12 protein-coding genes are annotated in these 17,213 nt (G+C 70.5%); 5 read left to right on the top strand and 7 right to left on the bottom strand.

What is annotated here, in order from left to right; genetic code table 11:
* The first annotated feature begins 151 nt into the window (after nt 1-151).
* The 5 genes from ACIOEW_RS27550 to ACIOEW_RS27530 all read left to right on the top strand — a co-directional run bounded on the left by ACIOEW_RS27550 (nt 152) and on the right by ACIOEW_RS27530 (nt 6,658).
* On the top strand, nt 152-1,603 hold the full coding sequence (locus ACIOEW_RS27550) for an aldehyde dehydrogenase family protein (protein WP_401966728.1): 1,452 nt from the start codon (nt 152-154) through the stop codon (nt 1,601-1,603).
* Between the two features lie 42 nt (nt 1,604-1,645).
* Nucleotides 1,646-2,857: an L-2-hydroxyglutarate oxidase gene (lhgO, locus tag ACIOEW_RS27545; protein ID WP_401966726.1), complete on the top strand. Its 1,212-nt coding sequence runs from the start codon at nt 1,646-1,648 to the stop codon at nt 2,855-2,857.
* Nucleotides 2,858-2,987: 130 nt separating this feature from the next.
* A complete protein-coding gene (locus tag ACIOEW_RS27540) occupies nt 2,988-3,848 on the top strand; it encodes an amidohydrolase family protein (RefSeq protein WP_351002612.1) in 861 nt (286 codons plus the stop codon).
* A 13-nt stretch (nt 3,849-3,861) separates the two neighbouring features.
* Nucleotides 3,862-5,571, top strand: a complete 1,710-nt coding sequence (locus ACIOEW_RS27535; RefSeq protein WP_401966724.1) for a thiamine pyrophosphate-dependent enzyme — start codon at nt 3,862-3,864, stop codon at nt 5,569-5,571.
* Nucleotides 5,572-5,587: 16 nt separating this feature from the next.
* Complete coding sequence (locus ACIOEW_RS27530) at nt 5,588-6,658, top strand: Ldh family oxidoreductase (RefSeq protein WP_401966723.1); 1,071 nt, start codon at nt 5,588-5,590, stop codon at nt 6,656-6,658.
* Nucleotides 6,659-6,781: 123 nt separating this feature from the next.
* Here the strand turns inward: ACIOEW_RS27530 and ACIOEW_RS27525 are convergent, their stop codons facing one another.
* The 7 genes from ACIOEW_RS27525 to ACIOEW_RS27495 all read right to left on the bottom strand — a co-directional run bounded on the left by ACIOEW_RS27525 (nt 6,782) and on the right by ACIOEW_RS27495 (nt 17,094).
* Nucleotides 6,782-8,902 (bottom strand): glycoside hydrolase family 6 protein, encoded by a 2,121-nt coding sequence (locus tag ACIOEW_RS27525; protein WP_362555848.1) that lies wholly within the window; start codon nt 8,900-8,902, stop codon nt 6,782-6,784.
* A gap of 219 nt (nt 8,903-9,121) precedes the next feature.
* Complete coding sequence (locus ACIOEW_RS27520; protein WP_401966720.1) at nt 9,122-10,666, bottom strand: cellulose binding domain-containing protein; 1,545 nt, start codon at nt 10,664-10,666, stop codon at nt 9,122-9,124.
* Entirely contained in the window at nt 10,663-13,419 is a 2,757-nt protein-coding gene (locus ACIOEW_RS27515; protein WP_362555852.1) for a glycoside hydrolase family 48 protein, read from the bottom strand. Before ACIOEW_RS27515 ends, ACIOEW_RS27520 begins: the two co-directional genes overlap by 4 nt.
* A gap of 150 nt (nt 13,420-13,569) precedes the next feature.
* Nucleotides 13,570-15,102 (bottom strand): endo-1,4-beta-xylanase, encoded by a 1,533-nt coding sequence (locus ACIOEW_RS27510; RefSeq protein WP_401966718.1) that lies wholly within the window; start codon nt 15,100-15,102, stop codon nt 13,570-13,572.
* Nucleotides 15,103-15,851: 749 nt separating this feature from the next.
* Nucleotides 15,852-16,250 carry a cupredoxin domain-containing protein gene (locus tag ACIOEW_RS27505; protein WP_362555856.1) on the bottom strand — a complete coding sequence of 133 codons (399 nt, stop codon included), beginning with the start codon at nt 16,248-16,250 and terminating at the stop codon, nt 15,852-15,854.
* Between the two features lie 3 nt (nt 16,251-16,253).
* Nucleotides 16,254-16,784, bottom strand: coding sequence for a hypothetical protein (locus tag ACIOEW_RS27500; protein WP_401966715.1), 531 nt, complete (start codon nt 16,782-16,784; stop codon nt 16,254-16,256).
* 151 nt (nt 16,785-16,935) lie between these two features.
* On the bottom strand, nt 16,936-17,094 hold the full coding sequence (locus ACIOEW_RS27495; RefSeq protein WP_351002619.1) for a hypothetical protein: 159 nt from the start codon (nt 17,092-17,094) through the stop codon (nt 16,936-16,938).
* Nucleotides 17,095-17,213 lie beyond the last annotated feature (119 nt).

Here is a 17,213-nt window from a genome sequence, read left to right as displayed (position 1 = left end):
AGCCCGTCGCGGCCCTCACGACGTGCAACCAATGACTGCCGTCCCGGCTCTGTGCGTCGTGCCCTTTGGTGGTGTGTCGTACAGGCGGTTCCCCGAAACCGGATCCGCGACCGCGACGACCGCATCGCGGCGAACGAAAGAAGTGATTGTGATGCGTACCGTGGAAACCCTCCTGGGCGGGGAGTGGGTGGCCTCCGGCGAGTGGATCGACGTGCACGACCCCGCCGACCTGCGTGCCCCGGCCTTCCGCGTCCCGGCGCTGAGCCCTGAGGACGTCACCCGCGCCTACGACGCCGCGGAGGCGGGCGCATTGCTCTGGCGGCGCACCAACCCCATCGAACGGGGCACCGTACTCGGCCGCGCGGCCGCGCTGCTGCGGGAGCGCGTCGACGAGATCGCCGCCGACATCGCCACGGAGAACGGCAAGACCCGCGCCGAGGCGCGCGGCGAGGCGCTCAAGGCCGCCGACTTCCTGGAGTACTACGCCACGCTCGTGGGCCGCGGCGGCTACGGCACGCTGCTGAACGACGTCCGCCCCGACACCCGCACCAGCGCCCACCAGGAGCCGCTCGGGGTCGTACTGGCGATCACCCCGTGGAACGACCCGCTGATCACCCCGGCCCGCAAGCTCGCGCCCGCCCTGGCCGCCGGCAACGCGGCCGTGCTCAAGCCCGCGACCGAGACCCCCGTCTCCGGACTCCACCTCGCCCGCGCGCTGCACGACGCCGGTCTGCCCGCCGGCGTACTGAACGTCATCACCGGCCGTACCGGCGAGATCAGCGAGGCCCTGCTCGGCGACCCGCGCATCGCCGCGGTCACCTTCACAGGCGGCAACGCGGTCGGCGACCGGCTGCGCGAGCGGTTCGCCATCCGCAACATCCGCTTCCAGGGCGAACTGGGCGGCAAGAACGCCTCCGTCGTCCTCGCCGACGCGGACCTGCCCAAGGCCGCGAAGACCGTCGCGGCGGCCTCCTTCGGACAGGCCGGACAGCGCTGCACCGCCACCAGCCGGGTCATCGTGCAGCGGGACGTGTACCTGGAGTTCACCCGGTTGCTCCTCGACGAGGTCGCAGCCCTGCGTACGGGACCCGGTCTCGACGCGGGGACGACCATGGGGCCGCTGTCCGGAGCCCGTCAGCGTGACGCCGTGCTCGCGGCCGTCGAGGGCTCGGTCAAGCAGGGCGCGACCGTGATCGCGGGAGGGGCCGGCGCGGGGGAGGAGCTGCCCGAGCACGGCTGCTTCGTCCGCCCCACCGTCCTCGCGGACGTCACGCCCGCCATGGACATCTGGCGCGACGAGGTCTTCGGCCCGGTCCTCGCCCTGCGTGCCGTCGACTCGTTCGACGAGGCCGTCGACGCGGTGAACGACTCCGCCTTCGGACTCGCCGCCGCCGTCTTCACCCGGGACCTGGGCGCCGCCCACCGCTTCGCCGACCGGGCCGAGTGCGGACAGATCGCGGTCAACCTGACCACCCCGGGCTGGGACGTCCACCACCCCTTCGGAGGGTTCCGGGACTCCGGGTCACCCTTCAAGGAGCAGGGCACCGAAGCCCTCCGCTTCTACACCCGCGTCAAGACCGTCGCGATCCACTTCGGCGTATGACGCCCGTACCACCCGCGCCACCCGAACAGAGAGGAGGGGCCGATGGCTGACGAGACGATCGGCGTCGTCGGCGCCGGCATCGTGGGCCTTGCCACCGCCCGCGAGATCGCCCTGCGCCGCCCCGGCACCCGCGTCGTGGTCCTGGAGAAGGAGAGCGGCGTCGCCGCCCACCAGACCGGCCACAACTCCGGCGTCGTGCACGCCGGGATCTACTACACGCCCGGCAGCCTCAAGGCCCGGCTGTGCACCCGGGGCGCCGCCCTGCTGCGCGAGTACTGCCAGGACAGGTCGCTGCCGTACGAGGAGTCCGGCAAGCTCGTCGTCGCCGTCGGTGACGACGAACTGAGCCGCCTTGACGGCCTCTACGCCAATGCCCGGGCGAACGACGTGCCCGGCGTACGCAAGGTGTCGGCCGGCGAGATCCGCGACATCGAACCGCACGCCGTGGGCAAGGCCGCGATCCACTCCCCGCGCACCGCGGTCACCGACTACGTCGCCATCGCCCGTGCCTTCGCCGACGACATCGTCGCCGCAGGCGGCGAGGTGCGCCTCGGCTTCCCGGTGACCCGGGTGACCCGGCTCGGCCACGGCGGTCTGGAAGTCGCCTCAGGCGACGACAGCCTCACCGTGGACCGCCTCGTCCTCTGTGCCGGACTGCAGAGCGACACCGTCGCCGAACTCGCCGACGACGGGGCCGAACCCCGGATCATCCCGTTCCGCGGCGAGTACATGACGGTGAGCCCGGACAAGGCCCATATGGTGCGCGGGCTGATCTACCCCGTGCCGGACCCCCGCTACCCCTTCCTCGGCGTCCACTTCACCCGGCGCGTCACCGGCGAGGTGGAGGTCGGCCCCAACGCCGTCCTCGCCCTCGCCCGCGAGGGATACCGCCGCACCCAGGTCGACGTGCGCGAACTCCTGCGCATCGCCGCCTTCCCCGGCACCTGGCATCTGGCCCGTCAGCACTGGCGCACCGGCATCAAGGAGATGCGCGGCTCGCTGTCCGCCCGCGCCTACATGAAGGCCGCGAAGCGGTACGTCCCCGACATCGGTGCCGGGGACGTGAAGCGCGGCGGCGCCGGCGTCCGGGCCCAGGCGCTGGGCCGGGACGGGTCACTCGTCGACGATTTCCGCATCCACCGGGTCGGCGCGGTGACCGCCGTGCGCAATGCGCCGTCGCCCGCCGCGACATCCTCGATGGCGATCGCCGAGCACATCGTGGACACCGTGTTCGGCGACGGATCCGCGGACTGAACTCGCTTCTGTACTGCGCCTATTCGTGCAACAACAGCTTGCGCGCGTGGATATCGGCAGACCCGATCGAGCCGCCTAACGTCTCATCCGTAGCACCCCACCACTCCCCGGAATCGAAAGAGGCACCGCCATGTTCGTCGTCGACACCCAGATCCACGTCTGGAAGGAAGAGACCCCGGACCGCCCCTGGGTCCCCGGAGCTCGCGAGCGCATCCGCCTCAACGGCCACCGCGAGGAGGCCTTCAGCTACGAGGAGGCGCTTGAGCTGATGGACGAGGCGGGCGTCAACCGGGCGCTGATCCTCCCGCCGTCCTGGGAGGGCGACCGGATCGACTACGCCCTGGAGGCGTGCGAGGCCCACCCGGACCGCTTCGGGATCATGGCCCGCATCCCGCAGAACAAGCCCGAAGAGGGCAAGGCCATGCTGAAGGACTTCTCGCAGAACCCGCACATCAAGGGAACCCGGCTCACCTTCCACCGGCCGCAGGACCGCAACTGGATGATCGACGGCACCAACGACTGGTACTGGCCGATCGCGGAAGAGCTGAAGACCCCCACCATGGTGCACGCCCCGATCTGGAAGAAGGAGATCGGTGAGATCGCCGGCCGGCACCCCGACCTGAAGATCATCATCGACCACATGGGCATCATGGCCCGCTGTGTGGACGACGCCATCGGGTACTGGGTCCAGGAGACCGCTGACCTGCACGAGCACCCGAACATCTACGTCAAGCTCTCCGCACTGCCGGGCTACTCGACGCAGCCCTTCCCGAACAGCAACATCGAGCAGTACGTGCGCACGATGGTCGACCGGATGGGACCCGAGCGCTGCTTCTACGGCACCGACATCACCCGCCTCCTCGGTCACGGCATCAGCTACACCGACACCATCGAGCAGTTCACCAAGCACTGGGACTTCACGCCCGAGGAGCTTGAATGGATGATGGGCCGCGGCATCGCCGAGGTCCTCGACTGGCCGATCGAGGGCTGAGGACGAACCAGAGATGACGGACACCTTGAACACGCCAGGCGCCGACGGCGGGGATGCCTTCGTCTCGGCCTGCACCGCCGTCGGCGCCGACTACATCTTCTGCTCATCGGGATCCGAATGGGCCCCGGTGTGGGAGTCCCTGGCCCGCCGCCACCGCGACGGAGTCCCGTGCCCCCGGTACCTCGACCTCACGCACGAGACCGTCGCGGTCGGCATGGCCACCGGATACGGCCTCATCAAGCGCCGTCCGCAGGCCGTGCTGCTGCACGCGGCCCCCGGCCTCCTCCAGGGATCGATGGCCGTACACGGGGCGCTGCTCGCCGGAGTCCCGATGGTGGTCACCTCCTCGGAGTCGAGCACGTACGGGGACGGGCCGGGCCAGGACCCCGGCGGCCAGTGGTACCGCAACCTGTCGATCGTGGGCGGACCGCACACCATCGCGCAGCCGTTCACCAAGTGGTCCAACGAGGCCGCCAGCGTGCACACCCTGACCGGGATGGTCACCCGGGCCGCGGAGCTCGCCTGGCGTGCCCCCGCGGGTCCCGCCTACCTCAACATCCCGCTGGAAGTGCTGCTGGAGGAGTGGGACGGGCGCGAGGCCAAGCCCGTCGTCCTGCCGGGCTCGACGCACAGCTCGCCGGAAGAGGTCGATCCGGTCGCGCAGATGATCCGCGAGGCCGAAAACCCCGTGATCGTCACGGAGACGGCGGGGCGTGAGGCCGGCGGGTTCGAGGCTCTGCTGGCCTTCGCCGAGGCCTGGAACATCCCGGTCGTCGAACCCGACTCCGCGGTCTGCGCCAACTTCCCCCGCACCCATCCGCTGCACGCCGGCAGCGACATCGGGCCGTGGATGGACGAGGCCGACCTCATCCTGCTGGTCAACTGCCGGGTCCCGTTCTACCCGCCGAGCCGCAGCCCCTCGAAGGCGAGGATCGTCGTGATCGACGAGGTGCCGCAGCGTCCGCACGTCGTCTACCAGGTGCTCTTCGCCGACCGCTACCTGGAAGGCAACGTGACGAACACGTTGCGCCAGCTAACCAAGAGGGCGAAGGACCTCGACGATGCGGCCGTCAAGGTGCGGCGCGCCACCCAGGACGAGCGTCACACGGCCGAGCGGGCCGCGGCGGAACTCGCCGAGACGAAGGCGGCAGGGGCCGAGGGCATCGACCCCGTGCTGGTGGCGGCGACCCTGCGCACCCTGGTCGCCGGCCGGGACGCGATCGTCGTCGACGAGACCATCACGCACAGCCGGGTCGTCAGGCGCCATCTGCTCACCGAGAACCCCGACTCGTACTTCTACGTGCAGGGCGGGCTCGGCCAGGGCATCGCGGTCGCGCTCGGGGCCAAGCTCGCCGCCCCGGACCGGCCCGTCGTCCTCACCATCGGCGACGGCGCGTTCACCTACAACCCGGTCATCCCGTCGTACGACGCCTCCAAGGCGTACGACGTGCCCGTGCTGATCGTGGTGTTCAACAACCGTGTCTACAAGTCGATGAACCTCAACCACCGCAGGTTCTACCCCGACGGCGCGGCGGCCGAGACGGGCGAGTGGCTGGGTACCGACCTGCACCGGCTGCCCCGGCTCGCGGCCTTCGCCGAGCCGTTCGGCATGCACACCGAGACGGTCGACGCCCCGGACGCCCTCGGCCCCGCCCTCGAACGGGCACTCAAGGCCGTCGACGGCGGCACCACCGCCGTTGTCGACGTCCTCGTCACCCGCTGACCCCAGGAGAACCTCCATGACCGACACACCGACCACCGCGCCGGCAAAGATCCTGGTCCCCGCCGAGGACCTGCGGACCTTCTCCGCCGCGCTCCTGGAGACCGGCGGCCTCAGCCCCGAGCACGCCCGCACCACCGCGGACGTGTTCGTCTGGGCCGCGCTGCGCGGCGTCGACTCCCACGGCATCGCCCGCGTCCCCGCCTACCTGGAGCTGCTGGCCAAGGGCGTCGCCAACGCCCGGCCCGAGCTCACCGTCGAGTCCACCACGCCGGCCGCCGCAGTCCTGGACGCCGACCGCGCCCCCGGTCCTGTGGCCCTCACCGCCGCCGCCGCGGAGGCCGTGAACAGGGCCCGGACCAACGGCATCGCCACGGTGGGCGTACGCCGCACCGTCCACACCGGCGCCATCGGCTACTACGTTTCGAAGATCGCCGAACAGGGCCTGGTCGGCATCGGCTTCGTCTCCGGGATGCCCAACATGGGCTACACCGGAGTCAAGGGCGCCGCCGTGGCCACCAGCCCGCTGGCCATCGCCGTACCCGCGGCCGACCGTGCCCCGCTGCTCCTCGACATGGCCACCGCCACCATCGCACTGGGCAGGATCCGCCAGGCGAAGGCGAGCGGCACACCCCTGCCCGAGGGTGCCGCGGCCACCGCCGACGGCCGCCCCACCACCGACCCGGCCGAGGCCGTCATGCCGCTGCCGCTCGGCGGGGCCAAGGGCTCCGGCATGTCGCTGGCCTTCGAGCTGATCACCAGCGTGCTCGTCGGTGCGCCGATCTTCTCCGCCTTCCACTCGGACGACCCCCAGGGCCGCAAGCACCGGCAGAACGCGCTCCTGGTCGCGATCGACCCGGCGGCCTTCGGCGACCCGGAAGCGTTCGTGGCGTCCGTGGACGCCACCCTGGGCACGCTCAAGCAACTGCCCCCGGCGGACGGTGCGGACGGGGTCTACTACCCCGGCGAACGCAGCGCCGCCACGGCCGCCCTGCGCGGTGAGAACGGAATCGCGGTGGCCCCCAAGGTCTGGCAGCAGCTGACCGCGGCCGCCGCGGAGGCGGGCATCACCGTCCCCACCGTGCTCTGACGGTCCCGCCACATGACACCGCCCCCTGCCGGTCATCCGGCAGGGGGCGGGTCCGTGGAGAGGCCCGGGCCCGGCCCCCGTCACCGTGTCAGGACGGGACGGGACGGGGGCCGGAGCGCGGGATCAGGGGGCGGTGCCCCAGGCAAGCGTGCCGGTGACGTACACACCGATCTTCGCCGCGTCGGCGTAACTGGTCACGGTCGAACGGCTGTAGTCGTCCGCCTCGCTGAAGTTGGACCAGTCGCTCTTGTTCAGCCGCAGCTGCATCTCACCCGTGGACGCGCCCGCCGCCAGGGTGCCGCTGCCGAAGCCGACCTCCAGGTAGTGGCTGGCACCGGCCGCCGAACCGGCCGTCTTCACACCGTGCGTCAGGGTCCCGCAGCCGATGACCGCGTAGTCGCACGAGGTACCGAAGGTGGAGGCCCCGGCCTCGGGGGTGAACCAGTAGCGCAGCTTCACCGTGGACAGGTCCACCGCGGTGCTGCCCGTGTTGACCAGCTGCAGACCCATCCGGATCTGGTTGTCGGTCGCGGAGGAGTCCGTGTTCTTGTACTGGACCTTGAGCGCGCCCGTTCCGGTGCCGCCGCCCGCGGACGTGGTGGCGGACAGGGCGGAGGAGGCCGCCGAGACGTTGCCGGCCGCGTCCTTGGCCTTGACCGTGTAGCTGTACGCGGTCGACGCGGTCAGACCCGAGTCCGTGTACGAGGTCGTGGTGGAGGTGCCCACCTGGACCCCGCCGCGGTACACGTTGTAGCCGGTCACACCGGTGTTGTCGGTCGAGGCGGTCCAGGACAGCGAGACACTGCTGCTCGTCTTCGCTGTCGCGGTCACACCGGTCGGCGCGGTCGGCGCCTGGGTGTCGTCGCCGCCGCCGGGGTTGCCGCCGCCGTCGAGCGGCGGGTAGGCGTTGCGCACGAGCTCCTGGAACTGCGCGGAGAACCAGTGACCCGCGAGCGGGGAGTTCGCCAGCGCGCCGGTCATGCTGTTGCCGTTGCGGCCGTTACCGGTGTACGTGGGGTCGCACATCCTGTCGAAACCCTTGCCCTCGTCGTTCTCGACGGGGGCGCTGTTGCCGTCCGACTCGCCCGGGGGCTTGGCCCACACGTACGCGTCGATACCGGACTCAGGGGCCGAGGTGGGACGTTCGCCGATGCCGGCACCGGTCTGGTTGCACCAGTTGCCGGCGTGGATGCGCCGGTCGACCCGGCCGCCGTTGACGTAGTCGTCGACGCTGGTCAGCGGGCCCGCGCCGGTGGGCCGGGAGGTGCCGCCCCAGCCGTTGCGGGCGGTGTCGATCAGCATGCCGATGCTGGAGTTGAAGCCCTCGCTCACCAGCAGCGTGCGCAGCGCCTGGGCGAACGTCAGCTCATCGGTGTAGTAGTTCCAGTCGACCCACTTGGACTGGCGCACCGTGGTGCCGTTCACCGAGTCGGTGATCTTGAAGTTCGGCTCCTTGAGAGCCGAGTAGTTGGCCGTGTTCACGATGAAGCCGGCCACGTCGTTGACCGTGGCGCCTTCGGACGTGGCGGCCTTCTTGAACTCCGTGGCGGCCGGACCCATGTTGCTGTCCCAGCCCAGCCAGCCGTGGTGGGCGGCGTCGATGTAGTTGTAGACGTTGGGGATGGCGCCGAGGGTGTGCAGGGCGTAGCCGACACCCTTCTCGTAGTTTCCGTTCGCCTTCATCGTCGCGCAGGCGTCCGTGGAACCGGCGGTGCCGCCCGCGTTGGTGACGATGTTGGGCAGCGAGTCCGGCTCGATGATGGTGACGATCCGCAGGCTCGCGTACGCCGGGTCGGCGAGGATGTCGGAAATCGGGTCGATGTACTCGTTCTTGTACCGGTCGAGCTCGGTGGGGCCGAGCTCACCGTTGGACGCCAGCGCGGCACAGTCGCGTCCCGGCAGGTCGTAGATGACGACCTGGAACAGGTTCGCTCCCTGGTCGAGAGCGGTGTCGAGGTGCTCGCGCAGGCTCATCGCGGAAGCCGAGCCGCTGATGGCCGCGATGCGGTCCATCCAGACGAAGGCCGGTGTGTCGGCGATCGCGGCGCCACCCGGTTCGGCCGCCGCCTTGGCGGACCAGTCGGGGTTCACATATGCCGTGGCGCCCACATAGGGGTTGTCGACCCGCGCGGCTGCCGATGCGGGGGTGGGCATGGCCACCATCAGTGCTGCGCCCATGGCCAGGGCGGAGACTGCGGCCAGCCTCCGGTGTAGCCCGTGCATGATCGTGCCTCTGCTACTCATTGCGGCTCCGTGCTCCTCTCGTACGCCTGCGGAAGCTCCCCGCAGACGGGTCGTGGGGGTGTTGCCGGGGGCCGGGGCCCCCGCAGGCCGCCGTCAGCGGGGACGGTGACCCGTGGTGCGTCGGTGGGACGGTGGTGGTTCCCCGATGGCGGGCACAGCGGGGCGAATGGAAAGCCCGCCATCGGGAGTGCGGTGGGTGGCCGGCCGTTCAGCGGCCGGTCACGGGGCGGTGCCCGCGGACAGGGCGCCGTTGACGTACACCCCGACCTTCGAGGCGTCGGCGAAGGCCGTGTTGGCCGCCCTGCTGTAGTCGTCGGTCTCGTTGAAGGCGGACCAGTCGGCCTTGTTGAACCGGAGTTGCATCTCCCCGGTGGAGGCGCCGGGCGCCAGGCTGCCGCCGGTGAAGCCGACCTCCAGGTAGTGGTCGGCACCCGGTCCGGCGGAACCGGCCGACGCCACGCGGTGGGTGACCGCGCCGCAGCCGAGGACCGCGTAGTCGCACGAGGTGCCGTACGAGGCGGAGCCGGACTCACCGCTGAACCAGTAGCGCAGGGTGACCTTGCTCAGGTCCACCGCCGTGGTGCCGCTGTTGACCAGCTGGAGGCCGGGCCTGATCTGGTTGTCTCCGGGCGACGCGTCGTTGTTCTTGTACTGCGCCTTGAGTGCGCCGGTCGTCCCGCCGTTGCCCGCCGTGGTGGTCGCCGTGACCGCCGGGGAGGCCGCGGAGGTGTTCCCGGCCGCGTCCCTGGCCCGCACGGTGTAGTTGTGCGAGGACGAGGCGGCGAGGCCGGTGTCGGTGAACGAGGCGGATGTGGTGGAGCCCGCCTTCACCCCGTCGCGGTAGACGTCGTACCCGCTGACCCCGGTGTCGTCCGTCGCCGGGGTCCAGGACAGGGAGACCGAACTGTCGGTCGTACCGGTCACGGCCACACCGGCCGGCGCCGTCGGCGCCTGGGTGTCCTCGCCGCCACCGCCGGGCTCCGTGCTCGCCTCGAAGGAGAACTCCTTCATCCCGAGGCCCTGACCGCCCTGCCAGATCTCGAACCCGGCCTCGGCGTCGATCAGGTAGTGCGCCGGGTCGATCGACCCGCGGCCGACGCCGTCGTCGATCAGACCCTTCACATCGAAGTCGGCGAGCTCGGTGGCGCCGCCCTGCAGGACGTACGAGATCACCTTCCAGCCCGAGGCGCCGGGACCCGTCCAGACGTCCCAGGTCCGGCCGTCGAGCTGCACCGTCGCGGTGCGGGACCCGATCGGCTGGACTCCGCCGCGGTGGTTCATCCAGATCATCACCTCGGTGCCGTCCGGCTGGTCGTCGGTGACCGGCGCCGAGTTGAACCAGATGTCCATCGACACGTTGTACGCGCCGGAGTCGACCTGGGTGGTCGACCAGTCGGTACGTACGCTGCCCAGCTCGTCGACGCGCAGCGGCAGCCCGCTGTCCGTCGTGCACGCCCCCCAGTGACAGCCCTTGTAACTGGAGGGGTACGTCGCCGGGGCGCCGTTCGTCGGCAGGGAGAACGAGGACTTGGTGACGCTCCAGGCGCCCGTCGCCGGGTCGACGCTGACGCACTGCTCGGTCTCGGAGTTCCACTCGTTCTGCTGGTAGAGGTACTCCCCGCCCTGCAGTTCGGTGGTTCCCCACTGGGTGCAGTCGGTGACCGGCACCGCCGATGCGGCCGAGGCGCCGGTGAGCATCGACGCGGCGGCGAGTACGAGTGCCGCGGCAGTCCCGGCCAGCGCCGGGAACCTCGGGCCGGTCACGGCTCGACTCCCCAGGCAAGGGTGCCGGCGACGTAGGCCCCGACCTTGGACGCGTCCGCGTACGTGGTGTTGGCGGCGCGGCTGTAGTCGTCGCTCTCGTTGAAGTTGGACCAGTCGCTCTTGTTGAGCCGCAGCTGGAGCTCACCCGTCGACGCACCGGCGGCCAGCGTGCCCGCACCGCCCGTGAAGCCGACCTCGAGATAGCGGTCGGCACCCGTCTTCGGGCTGGAGACGGCAACCACGGAGTGGGTGATGTTGGACGAACCGAGCGCGGCGTAGTCGCAGTACGTGCCGAAGGTGCTCGGGCCGCCGTCGGAGGTGAACCAGTACCGCACCTTCACCGTCGACAGATCGATCGGGGCGCTGCCGGTGTTCAGCACCTGCAGGCCCAGCCTGATCTGGTTGTCGGTGGCAGAGGAGTCGGTGTTCTTGTACTGGATCTTCACCGCGCCGGTGCCGGTCGAGCCACCCGTCTTCGTGGTGGCGGTGACCGCCGCCGACAGCGCGGAGGTGTTGCCGCCCGCGTCCCGTGCCGCGACCGTGTAGCTGTACGCGGTCCCCGCGGCGAGGTCCGGGTCGGTGAACGTCCGGGTGGTGGCGTTCCCCGCCAGCACCCCGTTGCGGTACACGTCGTAGCCGGTCACGGCGACGTTGTCGGTGGAGGCCGACCAGGAGAGCGACACGCTGTTGCTGGTCGTCGCCGTCACGGTGAGGCCGGCCGGAGCCGTCGGCGCCTCGGTGTCCCCGCCCGGCTCGCTGCCGCCCTCCACCAGCAGCTCCGCATAGATCGCGAAGGCCAGCGCGAGCGCCGCCTGCGCCCAGAACCGGTGGTAGGTGAAGGTGGGGGCGGCGCCGCCGTCCAGGTAGGCCTGCACCTTCGGCCAGTCCGGGTCGTCCTTGTACCAGCTGCGGATGTCGATGAAGGTCGAACCCGGCTCGATGGTGTCGCCGTTCGGCATGGTGCCCGACCACCCGGCCGGGATGTACACCTCGTCGTTGAAGCGGTTGTAGTCCTTCCTGGTCTCCGGCACCGAGATGCCCTTGTCGGTGGCGTTCAGCGCCATCGCGTCGAGCAGCGCCTTGGCCAGCGCCCCGGCGTCCTCGTCACCCGACTTGGCGGCGTAGTAGGTGAGCGTCTTGACGTACGCGGCGCCCACACCGACGTCGTTGGCGTAGTCGACGACCGAGACGTGCAGACCCGCGTTGTTCCCGGGGGACGCCGCGTCCCAGGTGTCGGGCTGTCCTGTCCACTTGAGCGTGGACGGGAAGCGGAAGCTGCCGTCGGCACCCACCGTCGTCTCGGACGAGGCCCAGGCGACCCACTTGGACAGCACCGCCTTGGCAGCCGCGTTGCCCGTCTCGTGGTAGTACGCGGCGAGGCGCTCCATGCCCCAGGCCTGGAAGCCGAACCAGTTGTTGCTCGCCGGGTCGTGGTACACCGGCTGCCAGTCGTAGGCCATGCCGTAGAAGGTGGGAGTGCCCGCCGGCGGCTCGCTGTAGCTCCCCTCCCAGCTGTTGGTGCAGCCACCCGCGAAGGCGCCCTCGCTGGACTGCAGCCAGGTCAGGAACTCCAGCTGACGGGTCAGGCTCTTGGACCAGTCGGACCTGGCGGTCGCCGACTTCGGGGTCAGCGCCGGCACATTGGACAGGGCCCAGGCCGCCAGCGGGTTCTGATAGCCCTGGTGGGAGGCGCCGTCACCGATGCGCCAGGCCCAGCCGCCGCCACTGCCGGCCGCCGCACCGCCCCAGGCGTAGTACCAGGAGAGCAGGTAGTGCTGGGAGTCCCGGCCCGTGGCGGCCGGGCAGGATGCCGGGTCGGTGCAGTCGCCGATCCGCTTGAAGTACTTGTCGAACATGGCGTAGCGGAGGTAGTCGCCCATCTTGGCGGCCTTCGCGACGGAGGCCGAGACCTGGCTCTCCTTGCCCTGGCCGGAGGCCCAGCGGTACGCCCAGTAGGCAGCCTGCACCGCGCGGGCGTCGGCGTCCGGCGCGTTGGTGTACTTCCACTGCTTGGCGTAACTCGCGTCGCCGACGAACAGGTCCAGATACCCGTTGGGACCGCCGTACTTGAAGAGGTCGGTGGTGGGCTGCGGGACGGTCTCCCAGACCGACTCCTGCGCGCCGCGCTGGTAGGTGTTGATGTAGGAGGCGCCGGCGCCCGGCCCGGACTCCCCGCCGGTGCCCGGCTTGTTGCCGTACCCGTAGACGTTGTCCAGGTCCATCAGCCAGTGCATGCCGTACACGTCCATCGTCCCGTAGGACGAGGCGAGTTCGGTGGCGAGCGGGTCGGTGCCCACCTTGACGGTGCCGTCCAGGGCGGAGGGGTAGCCGCTGGGCAGCGGGTGCTCCGGGGCGTAGGTCGCGGGTGCCGACGGGTTGTAGGAGTCGGCGGTCGACTGGTCCGCGTGCTGGGGGATGATGGTCTTCTCGGCCACCGCCCAGGCCGCGTTGAAGGGCGCCCAGTCACCGGTCACCCGGCCGTACGCCGCCTCCAGCCACATCCAGAAGCTGACCGCCTCCGACGTGGTCTGGTGGCCGTGGTCGGGTGCCTCCACCATCAGGGTCTCGACCGAGTGGTACGGCAGGCCGTCCGGGCTGAAGTAGCCGTTGGCGGACGCCTTGATCTTGCCGTACTGGGTGAGGAAGGCCTGGGTGTACGGGTCGTCGGCCGCGGCCGCGCGGGCACTGCTGCCGGCCGTCTGCTCGGCTGGCTTGGCGACGGCGGTGCCCTGCGCCAGGCCCATGGCGAGCATGCTGCCACCCAGGGCGCTACTGAATGTTCTACGTGATATCGACACAAATCCTCCATTGGCGGGTGTCGTTGGGGGAAGGGAGGAGGCGAAAGCGGGGATGGCGGAGAAGTGGGGGAGCGCGGAAGAGGGTCGGGCCGGTAGGGCCGGCCGTCAGGGCTCGATGCCCCAGACCAGGTCACCGGCGACGTAGACGGCGACCTTCGGCGCGTCCGCGTACGAGGTGCCGGTGCCGTGGCTGTAGTCGTCCGACTCGTCGAAGTTCGACCAGTCCGTCTTGCTGAGGCGCAGCTGGATCTCGCCGGTGGTGGCGCCCGGCGCCAGACTGCCACCGGTGAAGCCCACTTCGAGGTAGTGGTCGGCGCCGGCCTCCGGGGTGCTCACGGCGGCGACCCGGTGGGTCACGCCGGAGCAGTCGATCGGGGACCAGTCACACCAAGTTCCGTACGTGGAAGCTCCGTTGTCGGAAGTGAACCAGTAGCGGACTGTGACGTCCGAGAGGCTGACCGCCGTGGTGCCGGTGTTCACGAGTTGGAGACCGGGCTTGATCTGGTTGTCGCCCGCCGAGGAGTCGCTGCTGCGGTACTGCGCCTTGAGCGCGCCGGGGTCGCCGCCCTCGCTCCCGTCGTCGCCGCCGAGCGCGGTGCGCACGGCGGAGTACGCGGGCTTCGGCAGCAGGTTCTCGTCGTACAGATTGGCGGCACCCTGACCCGGGAACGTGCTGGGGACCCAGGAGTACTTGTCCGTGTAGTCCCAGACGGTGATGCCGACGCAGCGCTCGACCGCCAGGCAGGCCTCGGTCGTCTGCCGGTAGTACGAGGACTGCGTGGCGGTCTTGGCCGCATCGGCGGGCAGCTGCATACGCACGTCGAGTTCGGTGACGGCCACGTCGAGACCGAGATCGGCGAACCGCTGCATGTTCGCCTGCATCTGGTACGGGAAGCCGTACTGGACGGCCAGATGCGCCTGCATTCCGACCCCGTCGAGCGGCACACCCTCGTCGAGCAGCTCGCTCACCAGGGCGTACATGGCGTCGCTCTTCGCGCCGAGCCCCTCGATGTTGTAGTCGTTGACATACAGCTTGGCGTCGGGGTCCGCGGCATGGGCGGCGCGCAGGGCGGTGGCGATGTAGTCGCTGCCCATGGCGGTGTAGAAGGGACTTGTGCGGAAGGTCCCGTCCTCGTTGAACGGCTCGTTCACCACGTCCCAGGCGGAGACCGCACCGCGGTAGTGCGTCGCCTCCTCGGTGACGTGGTTCGTCATGGCGGCCTCCACCTGGGCCGGCGGCAGCGAGCCGACCCAGCCGGGCAGCTGGCTGTGCCAGACGAGGGTGTGGCCCCGCACGGTCTGGCCGTGCTGCTCCGCGAAGTCGGTGATCACATCACCCTTGGTGAAGTCGAACCGGCCCTGCGCCGGCTCCGTGGTGTCCCACTTCATGGAGTTGCCGGGGGTGATCTGCCCGAACTCGGAGCCCAGGGTGGCCGCGTAGGCGGCGTCGGGGAGTTCGGGATTATCGGTGGCGGAGCCGAAGTACTTGCCCTGGGCGGCGGCGAGTTCATGCAACGTGCCCTGGTCGGCCGCGGTCGCCGGGCCGCCCGTCAGGGTGGTGGCGAGGGCCAGGGCTCCGACCAGTAGGGCCGGGAGCCCTCCGGTGCGGCTGTGTCTACAGCGCTTCACCAAGCTCATGACGAACGCCTTCCTCTGCCGGGTGGCGTGGAGCGTGACGGGGAGCGCGGCTGCGCCCCGTAACGCCCCTTTGGCCACCTGGCGTTGGGGGAGAAGGGAGGGGAGTGGAGTGTGCAAGACTTGATTGTGGGAGCGCTCCCAAGGTGGCGTGGTGATGGGCACCTGTCAAGACTTAAATCACAACTGCCTTACGGGCGCGTTAACTCGGCCATACGTCGAACGGACGCCGGTGGCAGCGTGGTTGACGGTCCTCGGAGCCGCCCGTGGTGCTCGACGGCAGAGTCTGTCCCGCCGGCGTGTGAACGCTCCGATGGGCGCGGGGGTGAAGGTGCGTGCGGGGCGGGCGCGGCGTGTTCGCGATGGCGTGTGCACGGCGGTGGAGGGCGTCGCGGGTGTCGGCGAGGTCGCGCACGGTGGGTGATGGCCGGGGAGGTTCCTGCGTCAGTGCACCGACTTCCGGCAGGCCGGCGTCATCGCTTCGCACCGCCCGCTCCCCGTCGGCGCAATCCGCTGGACAGCCGAGCGGAGGAGGGCGGCCGGCGGCTCCACGGAGAAGCCCGCGCCGGGCGCGGTCCGCGTCGCGTGAGTAGTGCAATCGTGTACCAATTTTTGCGGAGAGTGACGAGCGGACCGCGCCGGGGGCCGGTGCGGGCTGGGTGTCCGAGTGGTCCGCACGGCGTACGCGAACGTGTACGCGTACGGCCGCCCGGTCGGGCGAGCCGGTCCGCCGGGTGGCGCGGAAAGTCGTCTCAGCGCACCGTGAGCGAGCCGTTCATCGTCGGATGGATGGTGCAGATGTACGGATATGAGCCCGGCCGGGCCGGAGCGTCGAAGGTGACCGTTTGCCCCGACTTCACCTGGCCGGTGTCGAAGGCCTTGCCGGACGTGGCCGTCACTGTGTGAGTTGCCGAATCCTTGTTGATCACGGTGACCTTCGTACCCGGGGCGACGGTCAGGGCGGCCGGATGGAACGCGAAGTCCTTGATCGTGATCAGGGCGCCGCCAGCCGGCCGCGAGGCGGTGGGCAGGGTGGGGGATGCGGAGGACGAGGAGCCGCCACCGCCGCCGGAACAGCCGGCCAGGGCGGTGGCGCAGGCCACCGAGGCCACCACGGCGATGCGCGCCCTCGCGGGAAGCAGCGCGAGCACGGCTCAGTACCCCCCGTTGTTCGAGGGGGAGGGGGAGGGCGGGGCCTTGGTGATCTTGTTTCCGGCGGTGTCGAGCACGTACCAGGCCGCACCGAAACCGTTCGATCCCTGTCCGTTGGTGTCGCCGGCGTTCGTGTCGCCCGCGTAGCGGTACAGCGGGTGCCCGTTGTACGTGATCTCCTTGCGGCCGTCGTCACGCGTCGTGGTGCCGAGCAGGGAGGCCTTCACGCCCTTGCCCGCGACCGGCTTGCCGGTGACGGTCACGGGCGGCCAGGCCGTTGCGCAGTCACCGTTGCAGGTCGACTTCGAGGAGGTGTCCGCCTCCCAGAGGTACAGGGTCCGGCCCTCGTCGTCGACCAGGATGGTGCCCAGCGGGCTCGACGCGGCCGCCACGGTGCCGGAGGCCGGCGAGCCGCTCGCGGACGCCGCCGACGACGCCGTGCCGCCGCTTCCGCTGTCGTCCGAGCATCCGCCGAGCACGGCGGCCAGCAGGCCCACCGTGACGGCAGCGGTCGTTCCAGCGCGGTTCCGCATCACGCACTCCTCGAGCCCGGCCGCCGTGACGGCGGCACCGTGGCCCGAACAGTAGGGGCCGACCCGCCCGGCCCCGGACAGGCGCTCGGGGCGAGCCGGGGGCCGGCACCGTCCGGGTGTAAGCAACCGGCCGTTCCCTGCTCCGTCCGGCTCAGGTCTCGCGGGTGGCCGCCATTCCCATCGTGATCAGCCCCAGCACCACCCAGCCGAACCAGAGCCAGCCGTTGCTCCCCAGCGCCACCGTGTACGCGGTGACTGCCACCAGGGCACCTACGGTGAGCATTCCCATGGTCTTCGTGGATCCGGACATGCGCGCACCCTCCTAGAGGTACTGTCCCGGGTTCCCCGTCTGCGCCCCGCCGCCCAGCACACACGATCGCCGCACGGTGCCGCAGGACAGGTGGCTCCGCCACATGACCCGCCGCACCG

The organism is Streptomyces sp. NPDC087901 (genome assembly GCF_044742205.1).
In the GTDB taxonomy this organism is placed as follows: domain Bacteria; phylum Actinomycetota; class Actinomycetes; order Streptomycetales; family Streptomycetaceae; genus Streptomyces.
This window is presented reverse-complemented; position numbering and strand designations above follow the sequence as displayed.

Excerpts from the sequence above, each read along its gene's own strand:
- ACIOEW_RS27550 (WP_401966728.1), top strand. The coding sequence starts at position 152 with ATGCGTACCGTGGAAACCCTCCTGGGCGGGGAGTGGGTGGCCTCCGGC.
- lhgO (WP_401966726.1), top strand. The coding sequence starts at position 1,646 with ATGGCTGACGAGACGATCGGCGTCGTCGGCGCCGGCATCGTGGGCCTT.
- ACIOEW_RS27540 (WP_351002612.1), top strand. The coding sequence starts at position 2,988 with ATGTTCGTCGTCGACACCCAGATCCACGTCTGGAAGGAAGAGACCCCG.
- ACIOEW_RS27535 (WP_401966724.1), top strand. The coding sequence starts at position 3,862 with ATGACGGACACCTTGAACACGCCAGGCGCCGACGGCGGGGATGCCTTC.
- ACIOEW_RS27530 (WP_401966723.1), top strand. The coding sequence starts at position 5,588 with ATGACCGACACACCGACCACCGCGCCGGCAAAGATCCTGGTCCCCGCC.
- ACIOEW_RS27525 (WP_362555848.1), bottom strand. The coding sequence starts at position 8,902 with ATGAGTAGCAGAGGCACGATCATGCACGGGCTACACCGGAGGCTGGCC.
- ACIOEW_RS27515 (WP_362555852.1), bottom strand. The coding sequence starts at position 13,419 with ATGCTCGCCATGGGCCTGGCGCAGGGCACCGCCGTCGCCAAGCCAGCC.
- ACIOEW_RS27510 (WP_401966718.1), bottom strand. The coding sequence starts at position 15,102 with ATGAGCTTGGTGAAGCGCTGTAGACACAGCCGCACCGGAGGGCTCCCG.
- ACIOEW_RS27500 (WP_401966715.1), bottom strand. The coding sequence starts at position 16,784 with ATGCGGAACCGCGCTGGAACGACCGCTGCCGTCACGGTGGGCCTGCTG.
- ACIOEW_RS27495 (WP_351002619.1), bottom strand. The coding sequence starts at position 17,094 with ATGTCCGGATCCACGAAGACCATGGGAATGCTCACCGTAGGTGCCCTG.